Origin of the sequence: Streptomyces sp. DH12 (assembly GCF_020873895.1) — a bacterium.
GTDB lineage: Bacteria > Actinomycetota > Actinomycetes > Streptomycetales > Streptomycetaceae > Streptomyces.
In genome coordinates, this window is record NZ_JAHWGT010000061.1 from 1 (window position 1) to 20,503 (window position 20,503).

General features: G+C 74.6%; 21 protein-coding genes. 9 read left to right on the forward strand and 12 right to left on the reverse strand.

All coding sequences use genetic code 11. The features are described 5' to 3' along the window. Positions 1–75: 75 nt before the first annotated feature. From LPA54_RS31910 to LPA54_RS31920, 3 genes are read right to left on the reverse strand one after another with little or no spacing between them, the layout of a single operon-like run. Positions 76–1,209, reverse strand: coding sequence for an Mrp/NBP35 family ATP-binding protein (locus LPA54_RS31910; protein ID WP_228984268.1), 1,134 nt, complete (start codon positions 1,207–1,209; stop codon positions 76–78). A gap of 43 nt (positions 1,210–1,252) precedes the next feature. Beyond that, positions 1,253–1,864, reverse strand: coding sequence for a DUF1003 domain-containing protein (locus LPA54_RS31915; protein ID WP_228984269.1), 612 nt, complete (start codon positions 1,862–1,864; stop codon positions 1,253–1,255). Then, positions 1,854–3,134 carry a CBS domain-containing protein gene (locus LPA54_RS31920; RefSeq protein WP_228984270.1) on the reverse strand — a complete coding sequence of 427 codons (1,281 nt, stop codon included), beginning with the start codon at positions 3,132–3,134 and terminating at the stop codon, positions 1,854–1,856. The genes LPA54_RS31915 and LPA54_RS31920 overlap by 11 nt, the downstream gene beginning before the upstream one ends. A gap of 196 nt (positions 3,135–3,330) precedes the next feature. On the opposite strand from LPA54_RS31920, the gene LPA54_RS31925 reads away from it, so the two are divergent. Continuing rightward, the gene (locus LPA54_RS31925; protein WP_228984271.1) at positions 3,331–4,095 is read left to right on the forward strand and encodes a hypothetical protein; all 765 of its coding nucleotides are present in this window, start codon (positions 3,331–3,333) and stop codon (positions 4,093–4,095) included. Positions 4,096–4,223: 128 nt separating this feature from the next. Here the strand turns inward: LPA54_RS31925 and LPA54_RS31930 are convergent, their stop codons facing one another. Beyond that, positions 4,224–4,736: a hypothetical protein gene (locus LPA54_RS31930; RefSeq protein ID WP_228984272.1), complete on the reverse strand. Its 513-nt coding sequence runs from the start codon at positions 4,734–4,736 to the stop codon at positions 4,224–4,226. Positions 4,737–4,869: 133 nt separating this feature from the next. Further along, positions 4,870–5,991, reverse strand: a complete 1,122-nt coding sequence (locus LPA54_RS31935; RefSeq protein ID WP_228984273.1) for a magnesium and cobalt transport protein CorA — start codon at positions 5,989–5,991, stop codon at positions 4,870–4,872. Between the two features lie 483 nt (positions 5,992–6,474). Between LPA54_RS31935 and LPA54_RS31940 the strand changes: the two genes are divergently transcribed. From LPA54_RS31940 to LPA54_RS31955, 4 genes are all read left to right on the forward strand, one after another. Further along, positions 6,475–7,077, forward strand: coding sequence for a suppressor of fused domain protein (locus LPA54_RS31940; RefSeq protein WP_228984274.1), 603 nt, complete (start codon positions 6,475–6,477; stop codon positions 7,075–7,077). A 155-nt stretch (positions 7,078–7,232) separates the two neighbouring features. Beyond that, positions 7,233–7,871, forward strand: coding sequence for a DUF6758 family protein (locus tag LPA54_RS31945; RefSeq protein WP_228984275.1), 639 nt, complete (start codon positions 7,233–7,235; stop codon positions 7,869–7,871). Positions 7,872–8,055: 184 nt separating this feature from the next. Then, the gene (locus tag LPA54_RS31950) at positions 8,056–8,916 is read left to right on the forward strand and encodes a PHP domain-containing protein (RefSeq protein ID WP_228984276.1); all 861 of its coding nucleotides are present in this window, start codon (positions 8,056–8,058) and stop codon (positions 8,914–8,916) included. 165 nt (positions 8,917–9,081) lie between these two features. Beyond that, positions 9,082–9,687, forward strand: coding sequence for a MarC family protein (locus LPA54_RS31955; protein WP_228984277.1), 606 nt, complete (start codon positions 9,082–9,084; stop codon positions 9,685–9,687). A gap of 143 nt (positions 9,688–9,830) precedes the next feature. Here LPA54_RS31955 and LPA54_RS31960 read toward each other — a convergent pair whose 3' ends face one another. Further along, complete coding sequence (locus LPA54_RS31960) at positions 9,831–9,977, reverse strand: hypothetical protein (RefSeq protein WP_228984278.1); 147 nt, start codon at positions 9,975–9,977, stop codon at positions 9,831–9,833. A gap of 143 nt (positions 9,978–10,120) precedes the next feature. Between LPA54_RS31960 and LPA54_RS31965 the strand changes: the two genes are divergently transcribed. Next, positions 10,121–11,011 carry an NYN domain-containing protein gene (locus LPA54_RS31965; RefSeq protein ID WP_228984279.1) on the forward strand — a complete coding sequence of 297 codons (891 nt, stop codon included), beginning with the start codon at positions 10,121–10,123 and terminating at the stop codon, positions 11,009–11,011. Between the two features lie 78 nt (positions 11,012–11,089). On the opposite strand, the gene LPA54_RS31970 is transcribed toward LPA54_RS31965, so the two are convergent. Continuing rightward, on the reverse strand, positions 11,090–11,956 hold the full coding sequence (locus LPA54_RS31970) for an alpha/beta fold hydrolase (RefSeq protein ID WP_228984280.1): 867 nt from the start codon (positions 11,954–11,956) through the stop codon (positions 11,090–11,092). A 115-nt stretch (positions 11,957–12,071) separates the two neighbouring features. Next, positions 12,072–14,189 carry a DEAD/DEAH box helicase gene (locus LPA54_RS31975; RefSeq protein WP_228984281.1) on the reverse strand — a complete coding sequence of 706 codons (2,118 nt, stop codon included), beginning with the start codon at positions 14,187–14,189 and terminating at the stop codon, positions 12,072–12,074. 422 nt (positions 14,190–14,611) lie between these two features. Between LPA54_RS31975 and LPA54_RS31980 the strand changes: the two genes are divergently transcribed. Continuing rightward, complete coding sequence (locus tag LPA54_RS31980; protein ID WP_228984282.1) at positions 14,612–15,346, forward strand: ferritin-like fold-containing protein; 735 nt, start codon at positions 14,612–14,614, stop codon at positions 15,344–15,346. 93 nt (positions 15,347–15,439) lie between these two features. Here LPA54_RS31980 and LPA54_RS31985 read toward each other — a convergent pair whose 3' ends face one another. The 4 genes from LPA54_RS31985 to LPA54_RS32000 all read right to left on the reverse strand — a co-directional run bounded on the left by LPA54_RS31985 (position 15,440) and on the right by LPA54_RS32000 (position 17,478). Further along, positions 15,440–15,709, reverse strand: coding sequence for a hypothetical protein (locus LPA54_RS31985; protein WP_228984283.1), 270 nt, complete (start codon positions 15,707–15,709; stop codon positions 15,440–15,442). 252 nt (positions 15,710–15,961) lie between these two features. Then, positions 15,962–16,189 (reverse strand): DUF3107 domain-containing protein, encoded by a 228-nt coding sequence (locus tag LPA54_RS31990; RefSeq protein ID WP_228984284.1) that lies wholly within the window; start codon positions 16,187–16,189, stop codon positions 15,962–15,964. Positions 16,190–16,324: 135 nt separating this feature from the next. Further along, positions 16,325–16,966: a TetR/AcrR family transcriptional regulator gene (locus tag LPA54_RS31995; RefSeq protein WP_228984285.1), complete on the reverse strand. Its 642-nt coding sequence runs from the start codon at positions 16,964–16,966 to the stop codon at positions 16,325–16,327. Between the two features lie 269 nt (positions 16,967–17,235). Continuing rightward, positions 17,236–17,478 carry a hypothetical protein gene (locus LPA54_RS32000; protein ID WP_228984286.1) on the reverse strand — a complete coding sequence of 81 codons (243 nt, stop codon included), beginning with the start codon at positions 17,476–17,478 and terminating at the stop codon, positions 17,236–17,238. A gap of 125 nt (positions 17,479–17,603) precedes the next feature. On the opposite strand from LPA54_RS32000, the gene LPA54_RS32005 reads away from it, so the two are divergent. Both LPA54_RS32005 and LPA54_RS32010 read left to right on the forward strand, forming a co-directional pair. Continuing rightward, entirely contained in the window at positions 17,604–18,704 is a 1,101-nt protein-coding gene (locus LPA54_RS32005) for an alpha/beta fold hydrolase (protein WP_228984287.1), read from the forward strand. Between the two features lie 8 nt (positions 18,705–18,712). Continuing rightward, a complete protein-coding gene (locus LPA54_RS32010; RefSeq protein WP_228984288.1) occupies positions 18,713–20,293 on the forward strand; it encodes a DUF3152 domain-containing protein in 1,581 nt (526 codons plus the stop codon). The last annotated feature ends 210 nt before the right edge of the window (positions 20,294–20,503 follow it).

Genomic DNA, 20,503 nt, shown 5'->3' on the forward strand with positions numbered 1-20,503 from the left:
GTGTCGAGCGGCGCCCCTCCCCCGTCACGGACGCGACGGCGTACCCGCGCCCCCGGGGGTCCGGGAGCCGGGACGTCAGAACTTGTTGCGCGGGGTGATCCCCAGCGACATGCCCGACAGGCCGCGCTGACGGCCGCCGAGCTTGCCCGCGATGGCGCGCAGCGCCGCGCCCGCCGGTGACTCCGGGTCGGTCAGGACGACCGGCTTGCCCTCGTCGCCGCCCTCGCGCAGCCGCACGTCGATCGGGATGGAGCCGAGCACGGGCACGGACGCGCCGGTGGTCTTCGTCAGGCCGTCGGCGACCTTCTGGCCGCCGCCCGTGCCGAACACGTCGACCATCTCGTCGCAGTGCGGGCACGGCAGGCCCGACATGTTCTCGACGACGCCGACGATCTTCTGGTGGGTCTGCACGGCGATCGACCCCGCCCGCTCGGCGACCTCGGCCGCGGCCTGCTGCGGGGTGGTGACCACCAGGATCTCGGCGTTCGGCACCAGCTGCGCCACCGAGATCGCGATGTCGCCGGTGCCGGGCGGCAGATCCAGCAGCAGCACGTCCAGGTCGCCCCAGTACACGTCCGCCAGGAACTGCTGGAGGGCGCGGTGGAGCATCGGGCCGCGCCACACCACCGGCGCGTTGCCCGGCGTGAACATGCCGATGGAAATGACCTTCACCCCGTGCGCGGACGGCGGCATGATCATGTTCTCGACCTGGGTGGGCCGGCCGTCGGCGCCCAGCATGCGGGGCACGCTGTGGCCGTAGATGTCGGCGTCCACGACGCCGACCTTCAACCCGTCGGCGGCCATCGCGGCGGCGAGGTTCACGGTCACGGACGACTTGCCGACACCGCCCTTGCCGGAGGCGACCGCGTACACACGGGTCAGCGAGCCGGGCTTGGCGAACGGCACCTCGCGCTCGGCGGTGGTGCCGCGCAGCGCGGCCGCCAGCTCCTTGCGCTGCTCGTCGCTCATCACGTCCAGCGACACGTCGACGCGGGTGACGCCCTCGACCCGGGAGACCGCCTCACTCACGTTCTTCGTGATCGTCTCGCGCATCGGGCAGCCGGAGACCGTCAGGTACACGGCGACCGCCACCGCGCCGTCGGCACCGATCTCGACTGACTTGACCATGCCGAGTTCGGTGATCGGTCGATGGATCTCGGGGTCGTTCACCGTCGCCAGTGCTTCACGCACCGCGTCTTCCGTCGTCATACGGACGATGGTACGGCGCTGACCGCGGCGTCCGGAAAGCCCGTCAGCGGTCGCCTTCGTCACGTCCCGGGGCGGCGGCGCGCGGAGCGGCGGCTCCGCGCTCCTCCAGCTCCCGCACCAGGTCCTCCAGCTCCGAGCGGATCCAGTCGCGGGTGGCGACCTCGCCCAGCCCCATCCGCAGCGCCGCGATCTCCCGGGTCAGGTACTCGGTGTCGGCGATGGACCGCTCGTTCTGCGCCCGGTCCTGCTCCAGGTTGACCCGGTCCCGGTCGTCCTGCCGGTTCTGGGCGAGCAGGATCAGCGGGGCCGCGTACGACGCCTGGAGCGACAGCATCAGCGTCAGGAAGATGAACGGGTACGGGTCGAACCGCAGCTCGTCCGGCATGGAGACGTTCCAGATCAGCCACGTGATGATGGCCACCGTCATCCAGACGATGAACCGGCCCGTCCCCAGGAACCGGGCGATCCGCTCCGACAGCCGCCCGAACGCCTCCGGGTCGTACTCGGGCAGCAGCCGGAACCGCCGGACCCGCGGCTGGTCCAGCGGCTGGTCGAGCCGGGTGCGGGGCGCGGGGCGCTCGCGCGGGGCCGCCCGCTCGCGCTGCCCGGCGCGCTCGCGACCGGCGCCCCGCTCCGGGGTGCGGTCAGGCACCATGCGCGGCCCCCCGCTCCTCGTCCGGCTCGAACTCCGTCTCCCGCCAGTCGTCCGGCAGCAGGTGGTCCAGCACGTCGTCGACGGTGACCGCGCCGAGCAGCGACCCGCTGTCGTCCACGACGGGCGCGGCGACCAGGTTGTACGCGGCGAGGTGGCTGGTGACGGCGGACAGCGGGGTGTCCGGGCCGAGCGGCTCCAGGTCGGTGTCGACGATCGCCGAGACCAGCGTGAACGGCGGGTCCCGCAGCAGCCGCTGGAAGTGCACCGTCCCGAGGAACTTCCCGGTGGGCGTCTCGTCCGGCGGGCGGCACACGTACACCTGCGCCGCCAGCGCGGGGGAGAGGTCCTGCTGGCGCACCCGGGCCAGGGCGTCGGCGACCGTGGCGTCCGGGCGCAGCACGATCGGCTCGGTCGTCATCAGACCGCCCGCGGTGCGCTCCTCGTACGACATGAGCCGCCGCACGTCCGCCGCGTCGTCGGGGCGCATCAGCGTGAGCAGCCGCTCCTTCTCGTCCTCCGGCAGCTCCGAGAGCAGGTCCGCGGCGTCGTCCGGGTCCATCGCCTCCAGCACGTCCGCGGCGCGCTCCGCCTTGAGCTTGCCGAGGATCTCGACCTGGTCGTCCTCGGGCAGCTCCTCCAGGACGTCGGCGAGCCGGTCGTCGTGGAGCGCGGCGGCCACCTCGGCCCGGCGCTTGGGGGTGAGGTGGTGAAGGGCGTTGGCGACGTCGGCGGGGCGCATCCGCTCGAAGGTGGCGAGCAGGTTCTCGGCGCCCTGCCCGCTCTCCTCCAGGGAGAAGCCGGTGACCGCCGACCACTCCACGGTGAGCGTCTCGCCGCGGCGGCGCAGCGCCCCGCCGCCGCCCCGGCGGACGAAGACCTTGTCGATCTCCCAGTCGCGGCGGGCGGGCAGCTGGCGCATGGCGACGTCGAGGACGGTCACCTCGTCCCCGCCGTCGACCAGCCGGACCCGGCGGTCGAGGAGCTCGCCGAGGACGAGCCGCTCGGTGGGACGCTGCTCGAAGCGGCGGACGTTCAGCACGCCGGTGGTGATGACGTGGCCGGACTCCATCCCCGTCACCCGGGTCATCGGCAGGAAGATCCGGCGGCGGCCGATCACCTCGACGACCAGCCCGAGCACCCGGGGCGGCCGCCGGCCCACGCGCAGCATGGCGACGATGTCCCGCACCCGGCCGACCTGGTCGCCGCTTGGGTCGAAGACGGGCGCGCCGGCGAGGTGCGAGACGAAGATGCGGGGGGCGACACCTGCCATGCCCAGCGCCTCCTCCTCCGTCGTCCGCCACGTGCGCCGTGTCCGCACGTCCGTGCGGTGCGGTGTTTCAGGCTAGCTCGTCATGGTCGGGGTCGCCCGGGTAGGGCGTCCGTACGGCTCCGTGCGGACCCCGCCACCCGGTCCCGGTACGCTGCCGTCTGCCGTCCCCCCATGTGCGACACGAGAGGCAGCGCTGGTGACCGCTCTCCCCCCGGCTCGGCGAACCCGCCGCGCCGCGCTCCCCGTCGCGCTCTGCGTCGGGCTGGCCGCGGCAGTGACCTCCTGCGCCAAGGAGGACCCGGACGAGGGCACGAACGGCGTCGGCAGACTCTCCGCGAAGGAGATCGAGACCAAGGCCCGCACGGAGGCGAAGGCCGCGGCGTCCGTGCGCCTCGCGGGCACCCTGGTCAGCAAGTCCGGCACGTACAAGCTGAACATGCGGCTCAAGGGCGCGGGCGCGACCGGCTCCGTCACCACCAGGACGTCGACGTTCGAGCTGCTGCGCGTCCAGGACGCCCTCTTCCTCAAGGCGGGGGCGGCGTTCTGGCGCCACGCCGAGGGGTCCGACGAGCCGACCGAGGCCGACATCGAGGCGGCGGACAAGCTCGACGGGAAGTACGTCAAGGTGCCCCAGGACGACCCCTCGTACAAGCGGCTGCGCGGCTTCACCGAGATGAACGTCCTCCTCGGCGGCCTGCTGGAGCTGCACGGCGAGGTGCACAAGGGCGACCGCGACAAGGTCGCCGGCCTGCGCACCATCAAGGTGTCGGGCGGCGAACACGGCGCGGGCGGCACGCTCGACGTGGCCCTCGACGGCACGCCGTACCCGCTCCGCTTCGCCCGGGGCGGCGGCGGCGGCGCCGTGGTCCTCTCCGACTGGAACCGGGACTTCCCGCTGGAGGAGCCGGCCAAGGAGGACACCGTCGACTACGGCCGCCAACTCCCCCGCACCAGCGACTGACCGCGGGCGGCGGTCCGGCCGCGCGCGGCGGAGCGGGGCGGCGGCCCACCCGGCCCGCGGCGTCGGGAACGCCGAGTCGGGAACGCGGCGTCGGGCCGCGGCGGTCGCGGTCGGGTGCCGGCGGGGCGTCAGCGCCCGCGGCGGCGCAGGAGCAGCCGGGGGAGCGCCGGCGGCACCGGCCGGCGCGTGGTCGCCGGCGTCGGCAGCGGCACGGCCGACAGCGAGCCCTGCGGCAGCTCGGTGACGGCCTCGCGGGGCGTGAGCCGCAGCAGCCGGCACTCGCGGGCCCAGCGCTCGGTCATCGTCTCGGCGTCCGGGGCGTTCAGCCGCTTCCCCTTCAGCTCGTCGGCCGCCGCGGTCCACGCCTCGGAACCGGGCACGGGCTCGCCCACCAGCGCCGTCCAGGCGACGACGCGCCCGCCCTTGTCCTTGCTGCGCACGGTGACCTCGACGCTCGCGCCGTCGGTGAGGCCGCCGGGCAGCGGCTGCTCCCCGGGCCCGCCCCCGACGACGTACGCGGCGCCGTCGTGCCACACGTGCCACAGGGCCCGCGCGGGTCCCTCGCCGCGCACCCAGATGAGGCCGGACTTCTTCGTGGCCTCCTCGACGAGGGCGTGGCCGAGCAGCGAGTCGTCAGTCATGCCCCGCAGCTTAGCCAGCGCGCCCCGCCCCCACGCCCCCGTGCCCGGCGGCCCTTCGGCGCCGCGGCCGACGACGACGCGGCGAGGTGCGGCACCGGGCGTCGGGAGCCCGGCATGATCGACGAGACGCCCCCTACAGCCAGCCGTTGCGCTTGAGCGTGCGGTGGATGGCGAAGCAGATGCCGATGATCGCCGTCAGGACCATCGGGTAGCCGTACTTCCACTGGAGCTCCGGCATGTGGTCGAAGTTCATGCCGTACACCCCGCACACCGCCGTCGGCACGGCGATGATCGCCGCCCAACTGGTGATCTTGCGCATGTCCTCGTTCTGCGTGACCGTCGCCTGGGCGAGGTTCGCCTGGAGGATCGAGTTCAGCAGCTCGTCGAAGCCCACGACCTGCTCCTGGACGCGGGCCAGGTGGTCGGCGACGTCGCGGAAGTACTTCTGGATGTCCGGGTCGACCAGCCGCATCGGCCGCTCGCTCAGCAGCTGCATGGGCCGCATCAGCGGCGTCACCGCCCGCTTGAACTCCAGGACCTCGCGCTTCAGCTGGTAGATGCGGCCGGTGTCGGTGCCGCGCGTGCCGCCCTTCGCCGGGGGCGAGAAGACGTCGATCTCGATCTGGTCGATGTCGATCTCGACGGCGTCCGCGACCGCGATGTACCCGTCGACGACGTGGTCGGCGATGGCGTGCAGGACGGCGGACGGGCCCTTCTCCAGCAACTCGGGCTCCGACTCCAGCCGGTGGCGCAGGTTGCGCAGCGAGCCCTGGCCGCCGTGCCGGACGGTGATCACGAAGTCCCGCCCGGTGAAGCACATCACCTCGCCCGTCTCCACGACCTCGCTGGTCGCGGTGAGTTCGGCGTGCTCCACGTAGTGGATCGTCTTGAAGACCGTGAACAGCGTGTCGTCGTACCGCTCCAACTTCGGCCGCTGGTGGGCGTGGACGGCGTCCTCCACCGCCAGCGGGTGGAGCCCGAACTCGGCGGCGATGCCCGCGAACTCGGCCTCGGTCGGCTCGTGCAGCCCGATCCAGGCGAAGCCGCCGCCCTCGCGGACGCGCCGCATCGCCTCCCGGGGCGTCAGGCACCCCTCGTCCGCCACGCGCCGCCCGTCCCGGTACACGGCGCAGTCGACGACGGCGGTGGACGCGGAGGGGTCGCGTGTCGCGTCGTACGCGCTGTACGGCTGGTAGGGGGCGCGCTTGCGCAGCGACGGGCGTACGACGGCACGCAGGTCACGGATCATCGACATGGCAGGCTCCTTCACGCAAGAAGCCGTCGGCGAGGCGAGGCACAGCCCGGAATGGGGACGTGGCGTTGCGTACGTCCGCAAAGCGGGCGGCACCGCGGATCGCGGTGACGGAGTTCGCTGTTCGCGGTTCGCTACAGACAGGCAGGGACGACGTGCTCTTCCGTCGTGCGCGGTGCCCGGCGTGCGGAGTACGGGCGGAAACGCCTCAGACGCCCGTACGAGAAGACGTACGGGAGGCGGGGCGGACGCAAGGGGTGCGCGGCGGGAGCGGCCCGCGCGGCGCGGAAGAGCGGTTGGTACTGCACGGTCGACTTCGATCCACCGCAGCCCCACCTCCTCCGGCCGGTCCCCCGTGGGGGATGACGTGTCGTCGGGACCGGAAGGCGCGCTCGGCGCTCCGTCCCGACCAGCGGCCCACCCTATCAGCCGACTGAGGGTCAATCCTGTTCCCTGCCCGCTCCGGACCCGGCCTATGCTCGCCGTATGGAAAAAGTTCTCGCGCTGGTCGAGGCGCGGCTGCGCTCGGCGCTCGGGGAACCCGACGCGCGGGCTTCCGTGACCTTCCTCGGCACGGACCGGATCGAGGTCCTGCGCTTCTCGGACACCGAGAACGGCGGGGACAGGCCCGTGGTGCGGTACGCCACGCTCGGCATGTCGGCCCGTCCCATGACCGACCCGACGTCGGTGGTCGCGGACCCCGTGGCGGGTCCGCGCGCCGAACTCGTCCTGACCGTGCGGGCCGGCGTCGCCGACACCGACAAGGTCCTCCGCCCGCTGGCGGTGCTGGCCGCCTCGCCCCAGGTCGAGGGCCTCGTCGTGGCGCCCGGGGCGTCGCTGGACACCGGGGAGCCGCTCTGGCCGGGCGCGCCCTTCACGTCGGTCCTCGTCGCCGAGCCGGGCGGTCTGGTGCCGGACCTGGAGCCGGGGGAGGGGATGGACCCGGTCCGCTTCCTGCCCCTGCTGCCGATGACGCCGAACGAGGCGGCCTGGAAGCGCGTCCACGGCGCGCAGGCGCTGGAGGAGCGCTGGCTGGGCGCCCAGACCGACCTGCGCGACCCCCTGCGCCCCGCCGTGCGTCTGGACTGAGCGGCCCCCGGCCGAGGGCCTGGGCCGAGCGCCCGGAGCCGACTGGCCGGAACCGAGCGGCCGGGCGGAGCGCCGGGGACGCCGCCTGCCCCGCGGCACACCGGACGGGTGATCGTCCTTGACGCGGCGACGGTCGGGGAGGACCGTTGAACCCTATGAGGGGCGAACCCACGTGCCCGAAGTGCGGAGGCAGGGTCAGGGCGCCCGGCCTCTTCTCCGACCGCTGGCAGTGCGGCGCGCACGGCGCCGTGTACCCGCTGCAGCCCGTGGTGCCGCCCAGCCTGGAAGCGCTCCACGTCGTCGTGAACCGGGCTCAGGTACCCGTGTGGATGCCCTGGCCCCTGCCGATCGGCTGGCTCTTCACGGGCGTCGCGCACGCCGGGGACGACCGCAGCGGCGGACGCGCCACCGCCGTCGCCTGCTCGGGCCCGGGGCCGCTCGGCGGTGTCGGCGAGCTGCTGCTGGTCGCCGAGGAGCTGGGCGTCGGGCTGGGCGCGCGGTACGCCGGCCTGGAGGGCCCCGACCCCGGCCCGCACCTGTGCCAGGACAAGGCGCCGCACGCCAAGGTCCTGGCCGGCGGCCGGCTGACCCCGCTGTGGCACGTCGCCGACGTCCCCGAGGGGCGGGCCGTCTTCGCCGGCGAGGCGCGCGGCCTGTGGCTGTGGGCCGTCGCCTGGCCGGAGCACGCGGGACTGCTCCTCTACGACGAGCTGGTCCTCACCGATCTGCGCGAGGCGGGTCCCGAGGTCGACATGGTGCCGTGCGGGGCGCTCTCGCCGCGCCTGCTGTCCTGACCCCGGACCCGGCCGCGGGCGGACCGCGCGGGAGCTGACCGCGCGGTCCGGGCGGGCGGCGCGCGGTCCCGCAGGGCGCGGGCGGGCCGGTCCGTGGGGGCGGGTCCGTGGCGGGCGGGGCGGGTGCGCGGGGCCGTTATCCTTGGGTGTCCCCCGTCCGCAGCGAGCCCCGGAGTCACGCGTCGTGCGCATCGACCTGCACACCCACTCCACGGCCTCGGACGGTACGGACACCCCCGCCGAGCTGGTGCGCGCCGCCGCCGCGGAGGGGCTCGACGTCGTCGCGCTGACCGACCACGACACCACGCGCGGCCACGCCGAGGCCCTGGCCGCGCTGCCCGAGGGGCTGACCCTCGTCACCGGCGCCGAGCTGTCGTGCCGCGTCGACGGCATGGGCGTCCACCTGCTGGCCTACCTCTTCGACCCGGACGAGCCGGAGCTGGCGCGGGAGCGCGAGCTGGTGCGCGACGACCGGGTGCCGCGGGCCCGCGCCATGGTCGGACGGCTCCGCGGCCTGGGAGTGCCCGTCACGTGGGAGCGGGTCGCCGCCATCGCCGGGAACGGCTCCGTCGGCCGCCCGCACGTCGCGCAGGCCCTCGTCGAGCTGGGCGTCGTCCCGGACGTCTCCGGCGCGTTCACACCGGAGTGGCTCGCCGACGGCGGGCGCGCGCACGTGGAGAAGCACGAGCTGGACCCGTTCACCGCCGTGAGCCTTGTCAAGGCCGCCGGCGGGGTCGCCGTCCTCGCGCACCCCGGCGCCGCCAAGCGCGGCCGGACCCTGTCCGACGCGGCCCTGGCGGACCTCGCGGCGAGCGGCCTCGACGGCGTCGAGGTCGACCACATGGACCACGACGAGCCGGCCCGGGCCCGGCTGCGCGGTCTCGCGCGCGAGCTCGGCCTGCTGACCACCGGCTCCAGCGACTACCACGGCAGCCGCAAGACGTGCCGGCTCGGGGAGTACACCACCGACCCGGAGATCTACGGCGAGATCACCCGGCGCGCCACCGGGGCCTTCCCGGTACCCGGCACGGGCGGACGCCCGTGACCCCGGCCCGCCCGTGACCCCGGGCGGCCCGTGGCCCCGGCTCGCCCGTCGGCCGCGGCCGACGCGGCCGCCCACCCGCACCTCCGCCGTCCGGCGCCCCGCCGTACGACTCCCCGCCCGGCTCCGCCGCGCGTCCTTCCGTACCACCTCCTCGCAAGGCTCACTGTGTTCGACGTCGCCGTCTTCGGCTCCCTCTTCCTGACCCTCTTCGTCATCATGGACCCCCCGGGGATCACCCCGATCTTCCTGGCCCTGACCTCCGGCCGGCCGGCCAAGGTGCAGCGCCGCATGGCCTGGCAGGCCGTCGCCGTCGCCTTCGGCGTGATCACCGTCTTCGGCCTCCTCGGCCAGCAGATCCTCGACTACCTGCACGTCTCGGTTCCGGCGCTGATGATCGCCGGTGGTCTCCTGCTGCTGCTCATCGCGCTCGACCTGCTCACGGGCAAGACCGACGAGCCTCAGCAGACCAAGGACGTGAACGTCGCCCTCGTCCCGCTCGGCATGCCGCTGCTGGCCGGCCCGGGCGCGATCGTCTCGGTGATCCTCGCCGTGCAGCACGCCGACGGCGTGCGCGGGCAGGTCTCGGTGTGGGCGGCGATCGGCGCCATGCACCTCGTGCTGTGGCTGACCATGCGCTACTCGCTGGTGATCATCCGAGTGATCAAGGACGGCGGTGTGGTGCTGGTGACCCGGCTCGCCGGCATGATGCTCTCCGCCATCGCGGTGCAGCAGATCATCAACGGGGTGACACAGGTGATCCAGGGCGCCTGAGCCGCCCGATCCCCGGCCCCCGCCGGCCGGGACGCGACCGCGCCCCCGCACCGATCGTCGGTGCGGGGGCGCGGTCGTCCGCACCTCACGGCGCGTGCGTCACGGCGTGTGCGTCACGGGTGTGTGCGTCACGGGTGTGTGCGTCACGACGCGGCGGCGGGGCGGATGTAGACCCGCTGGCCGGTGGCCGCGGCGTGCTGCACGATCCGGTTGACGGAGGCGGCGTCCACGACGGTGCTGTCCACGGCGAGGCCGTCGACGTCGTCGAGTCGCATGATCTCGAAGCGCATGGCTTCTCCCTTCGTCGGAGTGTGTTCGTACCACCTGCAACCAGGTGCACTACCCAAACATTCCCTAAACTAAGGAAATTCTTCGATCGTCGAACAAGGAGCGGCTGGCAAAGGGAACGCCCGCCACGGACAATGAGGCCCCTATGAACGACGAGTCCATCGCCCGGCGCCTGGAGCGCACCAACGAGCTCCTGCGACGCATGCTGGCGGAGGTCGCCAAGACGCCCTCCACCCACGCCATCTTCGTCGACGCCGGTTACGTCTATGCTTCCGCCGGATTGCTGGTCGCGGGCACCGAGGACCGGCGCGCCTTCGACCTCGACGCCGAAGGGCTCATCGACGCCTTCATCGACACCGCCCGCACGATCTTCGCCGACAGCAGGCTGCTGCGCGTCTACTGGTACGACGGCGCCCGCCGCCGCATCCACACCGCCGAGCAGCAGACCATCGCGGAGCTGCCCGACGTCAAGGTCCGCCTGGGCAACCTCAACGCCAACAACCAGCAGAAGGGCGTCGACTCCCTCATCCGTTCCGACCTGGAGTCACTCGCCCGCCACCGCGCCATCAGCGACGCCGCCCTCGTCGGCGGCGACGAGGACCTCGTCTCCGCCGTGGAGGCCGCCCAGGGGTACGGGGCCCGCGTCCACCTGTGGGGCATCGAGTCCGCCGAGGGCCGCAACCAGGCCGAGCCCCTGCTGTGGGAGGTCGACAGCCAGCGCGTCTTCGACCTGGACTTCTGCCGCCCCTACATCACCCGCCGGCCGGTGACCACGTACGAGAACGAGGGCGAGCCCCCGCCGTCCCGCGACGAGGCCCGGTTCGTCGGCGCCCAGATCGCCGCGACCTGGCTCGCCGAACGCGGCACCGAGCAGATGGCGGAGCTGCTGCCCGGCCGCCCCTACCTGCCGGCCGGCGTCGACCAGGACCTGCTGCTGGAGGCCGAGCGCGTCCTCAGCCGCTCCCTGCGAGGCCACGCCCTGCTGCGCCGCTCCCTGCGCGAGGGCTTCTGGCAGCACCTCCAGTCGCGGTTCTAGGGGGTGTCTTGGCGATCAGGCCGGGAGCCCGGCACGATCGACGAGACACCCTCTGAGAGCGCCTGCCCGGTCCGCGGCTCAGTACCGGTCCCAGAAGGCCGCGATCGCTGCCGCCGTCTCCGCCGGGCGGTCGGTGTTCGGGGAGTGCTCGGCGCCGGCGATCCGCGTGCGGTGCGCGCCCAGCCGCTCGGCCATCGCGTCCAGCAGCGGGACCGGCCAGGTGTCGTCGCGCTCACCGGAGAGCACGTGCACCGGCAGCGGCGGCTCCAGCGCGGCCAGCTCCGCCACCCGGTCCGGCTCCGCGATCAGCTGGCCGCCCGTCGCGACGAGCTGCGCCGGGTTGTGCAGCAGCCAGCGGCGGCGCAGGTCCTCCCGCTCACCGCGCCGCGGGTCGCCCGCGTCCTCGGGCGGCTCCAGCGCCCGCATCGCCTGCCACACCTGCTCCATGTCCATCACGGCGAGGGCGTCGCTCAGCAGCTTGATCTTCTGCCGCTGCTCGGGGGCGACCTCGGCGGGGCCTGACGACATCAGGGTGAGCGTGCGGAACGGAGCGGGGTCCGTCAGCACCGCGGCCCGCGCGATCTGCCCGCCGAGCGAGTGGCCCAGCAGGTGCACCGGGCCGTCCCCGCCGACGGCCTCGGCCTGCGCCAGTACGTCCCGCGCCAGCTCGACCCGCGCGTACGCCTCCGGGACGCTCGGCCCGGACGTCTCGTACTGCCCGCGCCCGTCCACCGCCACGACCCGGTACCCCGCCGCCGTGAGGGGCTCCAGCAGGGCGACGAAGTCCTCCTTGCTGCCGGTGTACCCGGGCAGGAGCAGCGCGGTCCCCGCGGGCGGGCGGTCGGCGGGCGGCGCCGCGTCCAGCACGGCGAAGGGGCCGCGGGCGGTCACGAGGACGCGGGCGCGGGCACAGGGCGGCGGGACGAAGGTGGGCGGCCGGCTCATGGGACGAGGCTAGCGGCCCGGAACGCCTCCCCCCGACCCGGCGCGTACCGGCGCGGACGCGGGGACGTGCGAAGGCCCCGCCACCGGGAGGGTGGCGGGGCCTTCGGCGGATCGGTCAGGCCTCGACGGGCGCCGCGGCCGCCTTGGTCGTACGACGGCGCCTCGGCTTCGCCTCGGTCGTCGCCTGCGCCGGGACCGCCGCGGTGTCGGCGGACGCGGCGGCCTTGCGGGTGCGGCGGCGCGGGGCGGCCTCCACGGCCTCGGCTCCGGCGTCGGTGGCCTCGGGGGCCGGGGTGGCCTTGCGGGTGCGGCGGCGGGGCTTGGCCTCGGCGTCGGGCGCGGTGCCCTCGGCGGTGGCGACGGCCTCGTCGGCCTTCGCCTCGGCGGCCTTGCGGGTGCGGCGGCGCGGCGCGGCCTCCGCCGTCTCGGTCCCGGCGTCGGTGGCGTCGGTGGCCTCGGGGGCCGGGGTGGCCTTGCGGGTGCGGCGGCGGGGCTTGGCCTCGGCGTCGGGCGCGGTGCCCTCGGCGGTGGCGACGGCCTCGTCGGCCTTCGCCTCGGCGGCCTTGCGGGTGCGGCGGCGCGGCGCGGCCTCCGCCTCCGGGGCGACGGCCGTCTCCACGGCGGCGGCGGGCGCCTCCACGGCGGCGGGCGCCACCGCTTCCGGGGCCTGCGCGACCGGGGTCACCGGCGCGGCGGCCTCCGCCGTCGCGCCCGCACGGGTACGGCGCCGCCGGCGGGGCGTGCGGCGCTCGGCCGGAGCCGTGCCGTCCGCGGTGCCGTCCGTCGCGGTGCCCGCCGTGTGGTCCGCCGTCGCGACCGGCGTCTGCGCGGCGGCCGCCTCGTCGAGCGGGGTCCCGCCGCGGGTGCGGCGGCGCTGGCGCGGCGTACGGGGGGCGGGGCGCTGCTCCGAACGCTCCTCCTCACGGCGCCCGCGGCCGCGGGGCTTGCGCCCGCCCGGCTCGCCCAGGTCCTCCAGCTCCTCCGCGCCGAGCCCGGCCCGGGTGCGCTCGGTACGCGGCAGGACGCCCTTCGTGCCCTCCGGGATGTCCAGGTCGCTGTAGAGGTGCGGGGAGGTCGAGTACGTCTCGACGGGGTCGCTGAAGTCGAGCTCCAGCGCCTTGTTGATCAGCTGCCAGCGCGGGATGTCGTCCCAGTCGACCAGCGTGATCGCCGTACCGGACGCCCCGGCGCGGCCCGTGCGGCCGACCCGGTGGAGGTACGTCTTCTCGTCCTCCGGCGACTGGTAGTTGATCACGTGGGTGACGCCCTCGACGTCGATGCCGCGCGCGGCGACGTCGGTGCAGACGAGGACGTCGACCTTGCCGTTGCGGAAGGCGCGCAGCGCCTGCTCGCGGGCGCCCTGGCCGAGGTCGCCGTGGACGGCGCCGGACGCGAAGCCGCGCCGCTCCAGCTGCTCGGCGATGTCGGCCGCCGTGCGCTTCGTACGGCAGAAGATCATCGCGAGTCCGCGGCCCCTGGCCTGCAGGATGCGGGAGACCAGCTCCGGCTTGTCCATGGAGTGGGCGCGGTAGATGTGCTGCTTGATGTTCGCGACCGTCGCGCCCTGGTCGTCCGGGGCGGTGGCGCGGATGTGCGTGGGCTGCGACATGTACCGGCGGGCGAGGCCGATGACGGCGCCCGGCATGGTCGCCGAGAACAGCATCGTCTGGCGCTTCGCCGGCAGCATGTTGATGATCTTCTCGACGTCGGGCAGGAAGCCCAGGTCGAGCATCTCGTCGGCCTCGTCCAGCACGAGCGTGCGGATGTGGGACAGGTCGAGCTTGCGCTGACCGGCCAGGTCGAGCAGGCGGCCGGGGGTGCCGACGACCACGTCGACGCCCTTCTTCAGCGCCTCGACCTGCGGCTCGTAGGCGCGGCCGCCGTAGATCGCGAGGACGCGGACGTTGCGGACCTTGCCGGCGGTCAGGAGGTCGTTGGTGACCTGCGTGCACAGCTCGCGGGTCGGGACGACGACCAGGGCCTGCGGGGCGTCCGTCAGCTGGTCGGGGCGGGAGCGGCCCGCCTCGACGTCGGCCGGGACGGTGACGGCCTCCAGCAGCGGCAGGCCGAAGCCCAGCGTCTTGCCGGTGCCGGTCTTGGCCTGCCCGATGACATCGCTGCCCGAGAGGGCGACCGGGAGGGTCATCTCCTGGATGGGGAAGGGGTTGACGATGCCGACGGCCTCAAGGGCCTCGGCGGTCTCGGGGAGGATCCCGAGCTCTCGGAAAGTCATGGCCTGCGTAGTCAGGGTGTCGCCTCTTCTGTGAGCCGCGGTACGAGGCGAACGCTGGGGGTCTTACCGCGCCGGATCACTGTCCGGCCGCACTGTGGCATCACAGCCGGGTGGCGCGGGACCACTGCCGTCGCTCGAGCGTCATACCGCTGAGGGGCCCCTCATGTGCGGTGGCGCACGGAGGGCTGTCGGGTCGGAGCCGATCGGGCCACCGACCGGGCATCCTCATTCATGGAACCGCCCCCCGAGCGCGTACGGAAGTGTCCGCATACTCGACAGGGCGCTTTACCACTGTACCCCGGATTCCCGCAGGAGTGTCGTGACGATTCACAAGGAGGGGGACGTCACACCCGGGGGAGGGGGATGCCGCCGCCACTGACCAGCGCCTTACCGGGTGCCGCGGGCGGGCTATTGTGCGGTTCATGGAGACGCCTGACAACGCCACTGCCGCCGAAGAACCGACCGGGATCGCCGCACTCGACTGGGCGGCCGCCTCCGCGGAGCCGCAGTACCGCGCGGCCGTCGTGGACCTGCTGGGCGCCCTCGCCTACGGGGAGCTCGCGGCCTTCGAGCGGCTCGCCGAGGACGCGAAGCTGGCTCCGACGCTGGGCGACAAGGCGGAGCTGGCGAAGATGGCGTCCGCCGAGTTCCACCACTTCGAGCAGTTGCGCGGGCGGCTCGCCGCGATCGACGTGGAGCCGACCGCCGCGATGGAGCCGTTCGCGAAGGCGCTGGACGACTTCCACCGCCAGACGGCCCCGTCGGACTGGCTGGAGGGCCTGGTCAAGGCGTACGTGGGCGACTCGATCGCCAGCGACTTCTACCGCGAGGTCGCCGTGCGGCTCGACTCGGACACGCGCGCGCTGGTGCTGGCCGTGCTGGACGACACGGGGCACGGGAACTTCGCCGTGGAGAAGGTCCGCGCCGCGATCGAGGCGGACCCGCGCCTCGGCGGGCGGCTCGCGCTGTGGGCGCGGCGGCTGATGGGCGAGGCCCTGTCGCAGGCCCAGCGGGTCGTGGCGGAGCGGGACGCCCTGTCGACGATGCTCGTCGGCGGTGTCGCGGACGGCTTCGACCTGGCGGCGGTCGGCGAGATGTTCTCGCGCATCACCAAGGCGCACACGAAGCGGATGGCGGCGCTGGGCCTCGCGGCCTAGCGGCCGTCCCGGTCCTTCCGGCCGTCCGGGTCACGCCGGTCGTCCCGGGCGGGCCGGGGGCCGTGCGTGTCGGGTGGGGGGCGGCGGCGTGGTTCACGCCGCCGCTGATCGGCGCAACCGGCGGGCCGCCGGGCGGATCAGCAGGGACAGCAGGACGGCGCTGATGGCGGCGGCGCCCAGCAGCGTGCCGAGCACCATCCCGGGGCCGAGCGCCGCGTGGGTGACGAGCGCGCCGAACAGCGCGCCGAGCGTGCCGGTGACCAGCACCGTACGACGCGGCGGGAGCCGGTCGGCCAGCCGGTGGAGGACGGCCCAGGACAGGGCGAGTCCGAGCAGGACGGAGCCGAGAGCTTCCCAGAACACAGCACATCACCTCGCGGACGGCGGGGCGGGCAGAGCGGTCGTCCCGGTCCTACCCCTGCCCCGTGGAACGCAACCCTCCCGCGCGCCCCGACGGCCCCCGGGGGACCGCCACACCCGAACACCCCTTCGCGACCACCGTCCCGCCGTGCGCCCCCTGCCGCGCGGGCGGGCGCCGGGAGGGGCGCGGACATGGCGGAGGCCCGGCGGGGTCGCCCCCGCCGGGCCTCCGGCTGTCGCTGTCGCGCTACGTCGTCACAGCGCGCCGAAACCGACCCGGCGAACCGCCGGCTCGCCGATCTCGACGTACGCGATCCGGTCGGCCGGCACGAGGACCTTGCGGCCCTTGTCGTCCGCCAGGCTGAGCAGCTTCGACGTGCCGCCCAGCGCGTCGGCCACCGCGCGCTCGACGTCCTCGGCGGACTGCCCGCTCTCCAGAACGATCTCCCGGGGCGCGTGCTGCACGCCGATCTTGACCTCCACGGCTATGTCCCTCCGAACGGTCAGCGTTGCGCGATCACCGCGCCGTACGCTGCACACATTAGCCCGGAGAGGCGACCCGCCACGGCCGGGTGGCGCACGCCAGGAGCGAACAGGCCCCCGGGACGCCGTCCGGCGTCAGTGGCCCTCGGCCGCGTGCAGCGGAAAGCCGGCGATGCCGCGCCAGGCGAGCGACGTCAGCAACTGCACGGCCGTGTCGCGCGGTACGGGCGAGTCACTGGCCAGCCAGTGCCGGGCGACGACCTGCGACACCCCGCCCAGACCCACCGCGAGCAGCATCGACTCGTCCGGGGAGAGCCCCGTGTCCTCGGCGATCACGTCGGAGATGGCCTCGGCGCACTGCAGGGAGACCCGCTCGACGCGCTCGCGCACCGCCGGCTCGTTCGTCAGGTCCGACTCGAAGACCAGGCGGAACGCGCCGCCCTCGTCCTCGACGTAGGCGAAGTAGGCGTCCATGGTGGCGGCGACGCGCTGCTTGTTGTCGCTGGTGGAGGCGAGCGCCGTCCGGACCGCGTGCAGCAGTGACTCGCAGTGCTGGTCGAGCAGTGCCAGGTACAGCTCCAGCTTGCCGGGGAAGTGCTGGTACAGGACGGGCTTGCTGACCCCCGCCCGCTCCGCGATGTCGTCCATCGCGGCCGCGTGGTAACCCTGGGCGACGAAGACCTGCTGGGCCGCGCCCAGGAGCTGGTTGCGTCGGGCTCGGCGCGGCAGGCGTGTGCCCCTCGGGCGCGCCGCCTCTGTCTGCTCGATGGCTGTCACGCCGCCTCCCATATTCGATCCGAATGCGCTGTGCGCAGCGCCGCCATCGTACTTTTGGGTAACCCGGCTGTGCGCGGTGCGAGCGCAGAATTTCACGTACCGGACGCCCGCGGTACCCGGAGCTTCAAGTTTGAACGAATCTGACCCGGTGGAAGGCGGTCGAACCCGGTCTCCCGCGCCGCGCCGCGACCCTGCCGCGCCGCGAGACGGGCGGGCGGACGGTCGGGCCGGCGCTCGAGCGGGCTGGCGGGCTGGTGGGCCGGCCGGCGTCAGGCGTCGCGGTAGTCGTCCTCGTCCAGCTCGACCACCCGCGCCTGCTCCACCGCGTCCGCCTCGTTCGCCACCTCGGGGTCGATCCGCGACAGCGGATCGTCCGTCTGCGGCACCAGCTCCGTGTGCTGCTCGGCGGCGTCCGCCTCGGGCGTCTCCTCGTCCAGTCGTGCGGTCGCGGTCGTGCCGTTCTCCCGGGCCAGCTCCGCCAGCGTCTCGGGATCGGTGGGGTCGACGGTCATGAGCTCCCCTTCCTCGCGGGCTTCTGCCCTCGCTACGAGCCTAGAAGGTTGCCCATTCCCGCGCTATGCGATCCTGTGACGGCGAACACACCGTTCCGGACGTGATCGTCTCGTAACATTGGCGCATGTCTTCGACCGAGCTGCCCGCGTCCCCGACGGCCGCCGCGGCGGCGCCCCGGGTGGGTGCCGTACGGGTCGCCGCGGGGGAGCGGTTGCGCCGCGTGACGCTGCCTGGGCTGACGCTGAACGTCCGCCACCGGCCGTCCGACGACACGGCCGGCAGGGCTCCCGCGCTGTACGTGCACGGGCTCGGCGGCTCCTCGCAGAACTGGTCGGCGCTCATGCCGCTGCTCGCCGACGTCCTGGACGGCGAGGCCGTCGACCTGCCGGGCTTCGGCGACTCCCCGCCGCCCGACGACGGCAACTACTCCGTGACGGGCCACGCCCGAGCCGTCATCCGGCTCCTCGACGCCGGCGCCCGCGGCCCCGTGCACCTGATCGGCAACTCCCTGGGCGGCGCGGTCGCCACCCGGGTGGCCGCCGTCCGCCCCGACCTCGTCCGCACGCTGACGCTGGTCTCGCCCGCGCTGCCCGAGCTGCGGGCGCAGCGCAGCGCGTGGCCCACCGGGCTGCTGGCAGTCCCCGGTGTGGCCCGGCTGTTCGCGCGCGTCACCCGCGACTGGACGCCCGAGCAGCGCGTCCGGGGCGTCCTCGGCCTCTGCTACGGCGACCCGCGCACCGTCACCGAGGACGGGCTGCGCGCCGCCGTCGAGGAGATGGAGCGCCGCCTGCAGCTGCCGTACTTCTGGGACGCGATGAGCCGTTCCGCGCGGGGCATCGTCGACGCCTACACCCTCGGCGGCCAGCACAACCTGTGGCGCCAGGCCGAGCGCGTCCTCGCCCCGACGCTGCTCGTCTACGGCGGGCGCGACCGGCTCGTGTCGTACCGCATGGCCCGCAAGGCCGCCGCGTCCTTCCGGGACGCCCGCCTCCTGACGCTGCCGGACGCCGGGCACGTGGCGATGATGGAGTACCCCGAGGCGGTGGCGCGCGCGGTGCGCGAGCTCGTCACGCACGGGCTCCCCGGCGATCCGGTGCCGGCCGACCGGGACGGCGGCGGCGGTGACGGCGACCGGCGGGAGGCCGGGCCGGGCGGCGTCGACGTACGGCGGGAGGCCGGGCCGCACGGCGGCGGCGAGCGGCGGCACGACGGCGCGGGGAGCTGATCCGGGGCGTGGGACGACACAGCCGCAAAGGCCCCGCACCCACCGACCGGGGGGCCGACCGGAGTACCGCGGCCGCCCCCGCGCAGGGCGGCGGCCGGCGCCGCAGGGGACCGGCCCAGCCACCGGCCCAGTCCCCGGCACCGCGGCAGACCGCACCCCAGGCCGGACCCCCGGCCGCACCGGTGGCCCCGGCCGCGTCCCGGGCGCGGCGCCAGCCGGCCGAGGGCCGGCCCCAGCCGCAGCAGGCGCCCGGGGCGTACGGCTTCGACCCCGGTTTCGGATCCGGCCGTGACCAGGGCGCCACGGCGCACGGCACCGCGGCCCCCTACTCCCCGCCCCGCGACGCGCGCGGCGGGCACCCCGAGCAGCGCGAGCCGGGCGGCGGCTGGGGCACCGCCCCGTACGCCGCCCCGCACGCCGCCGCGGAGCAGCCGGCCGGCGCGCCGCGACCGCGGATCGCGCAGGCGGCGCCGCGGGTGCCGGGGCCCCGCCGGGAGTTCGTCGACGCATTCGACGCGCCCGTGCCGCAGGGGCCCCGCGAGGGCGACGGCACCGGTGACGGCGGCGGCGTGGGCGTCGCCGAAGAGCGCCGGCGCGGCGGACACCGGCGCGGCGGGGACCGGATCGCCGGTACGCCCCCGACCACCGGTACCGCCCCGGCCGCCACCGGCCGGGAGGCCACCGGCGACGGTGGCGGCCCGGACGTCCCGCACGGCGACACCGGGGACGGGCGCGACGGCACCCCGGGCGTCGACCGCAGGGGCGGCCGGGGCCGTACGTACACCGGGATCGCCGCGGCCGCCGTCACCACCGTCCTCGCGGTCGTCGTCGCCGGCCAGGTCGCCGAGGACGGGCGGGACGGCCGCGCCGGGCAGGCCGCCGACACGCCGGAGGTACGGCCCGGCGAGGACGCGGCGTCCCGTTCCGACCAGCGGGCCACCCCGCCCCTGACGGTGCCGTCCCGACCCGTCGCGCCCCTCCTGCCGCCGACGTACGAGCAGCTGATGGCCCGCCAGTTCCCGCTGTCCCCGACGCTCAAGGGGCCCGGCGTGTTCGAGGCCGTCCCCGGGGCCGACCCGGCGCCCGGCAAGGGGCGGAAGGTCCGCTACCGCGTCGACGTGGAGAAGGGGCTGGGGCTCGACGGCAAGCTGTTCGCGACGGCCGTCCAGAAGACCCTCAACGACTCCCGCAGCTGGGCGCACGGCGGCGCCATGACGTTCGAGCGGATCTCCACCGGCCGCCCGGACTTCGTCGTCACCCTGGCCAGCCCCGGGACGACCGGCGTCTGGTGCGCCAAGTCGGGCCTCGACACGACGGTCGACAACGTCTCCTGCGACTCCGCCTCCACCGACCGGGTGATGTTCAACGCCTACCGCTGGGCACAGGGCGCCGACACGTACGGCCCCAAGGCGATGCACGCGTACCGGCAGATGCTGATCAACCACGAGGTCGGGCACCGGCTCGGACACGACCACCGCGCCTGCACGACGCCCGGCGCCCCCGCGCCCGTGATGCAGCAGCAGACCAAGTCGCTGCGCATCGACGGCATCCGGTGCCGGCCCAACCCCTGGGTGTACCCGGGCGAGTGACGCCCTACCACCTGGCCGAAGCCTGACGTTCCGTAACCACTTGGCGCCCTAGCGCGACGGAACGCGACCGGTGGGCGAAAGTTACGTGCATTCACCCCTTCCGGTGGCGCGACGGCTCTCCCCGGCTTGGTGGCCAAACGCTTCTTCGGGGTTCCGTTGCTGGTCAGTGAGTACGGCGCCCCACTGCGCGCGCACTACCTAGCCGCCGAC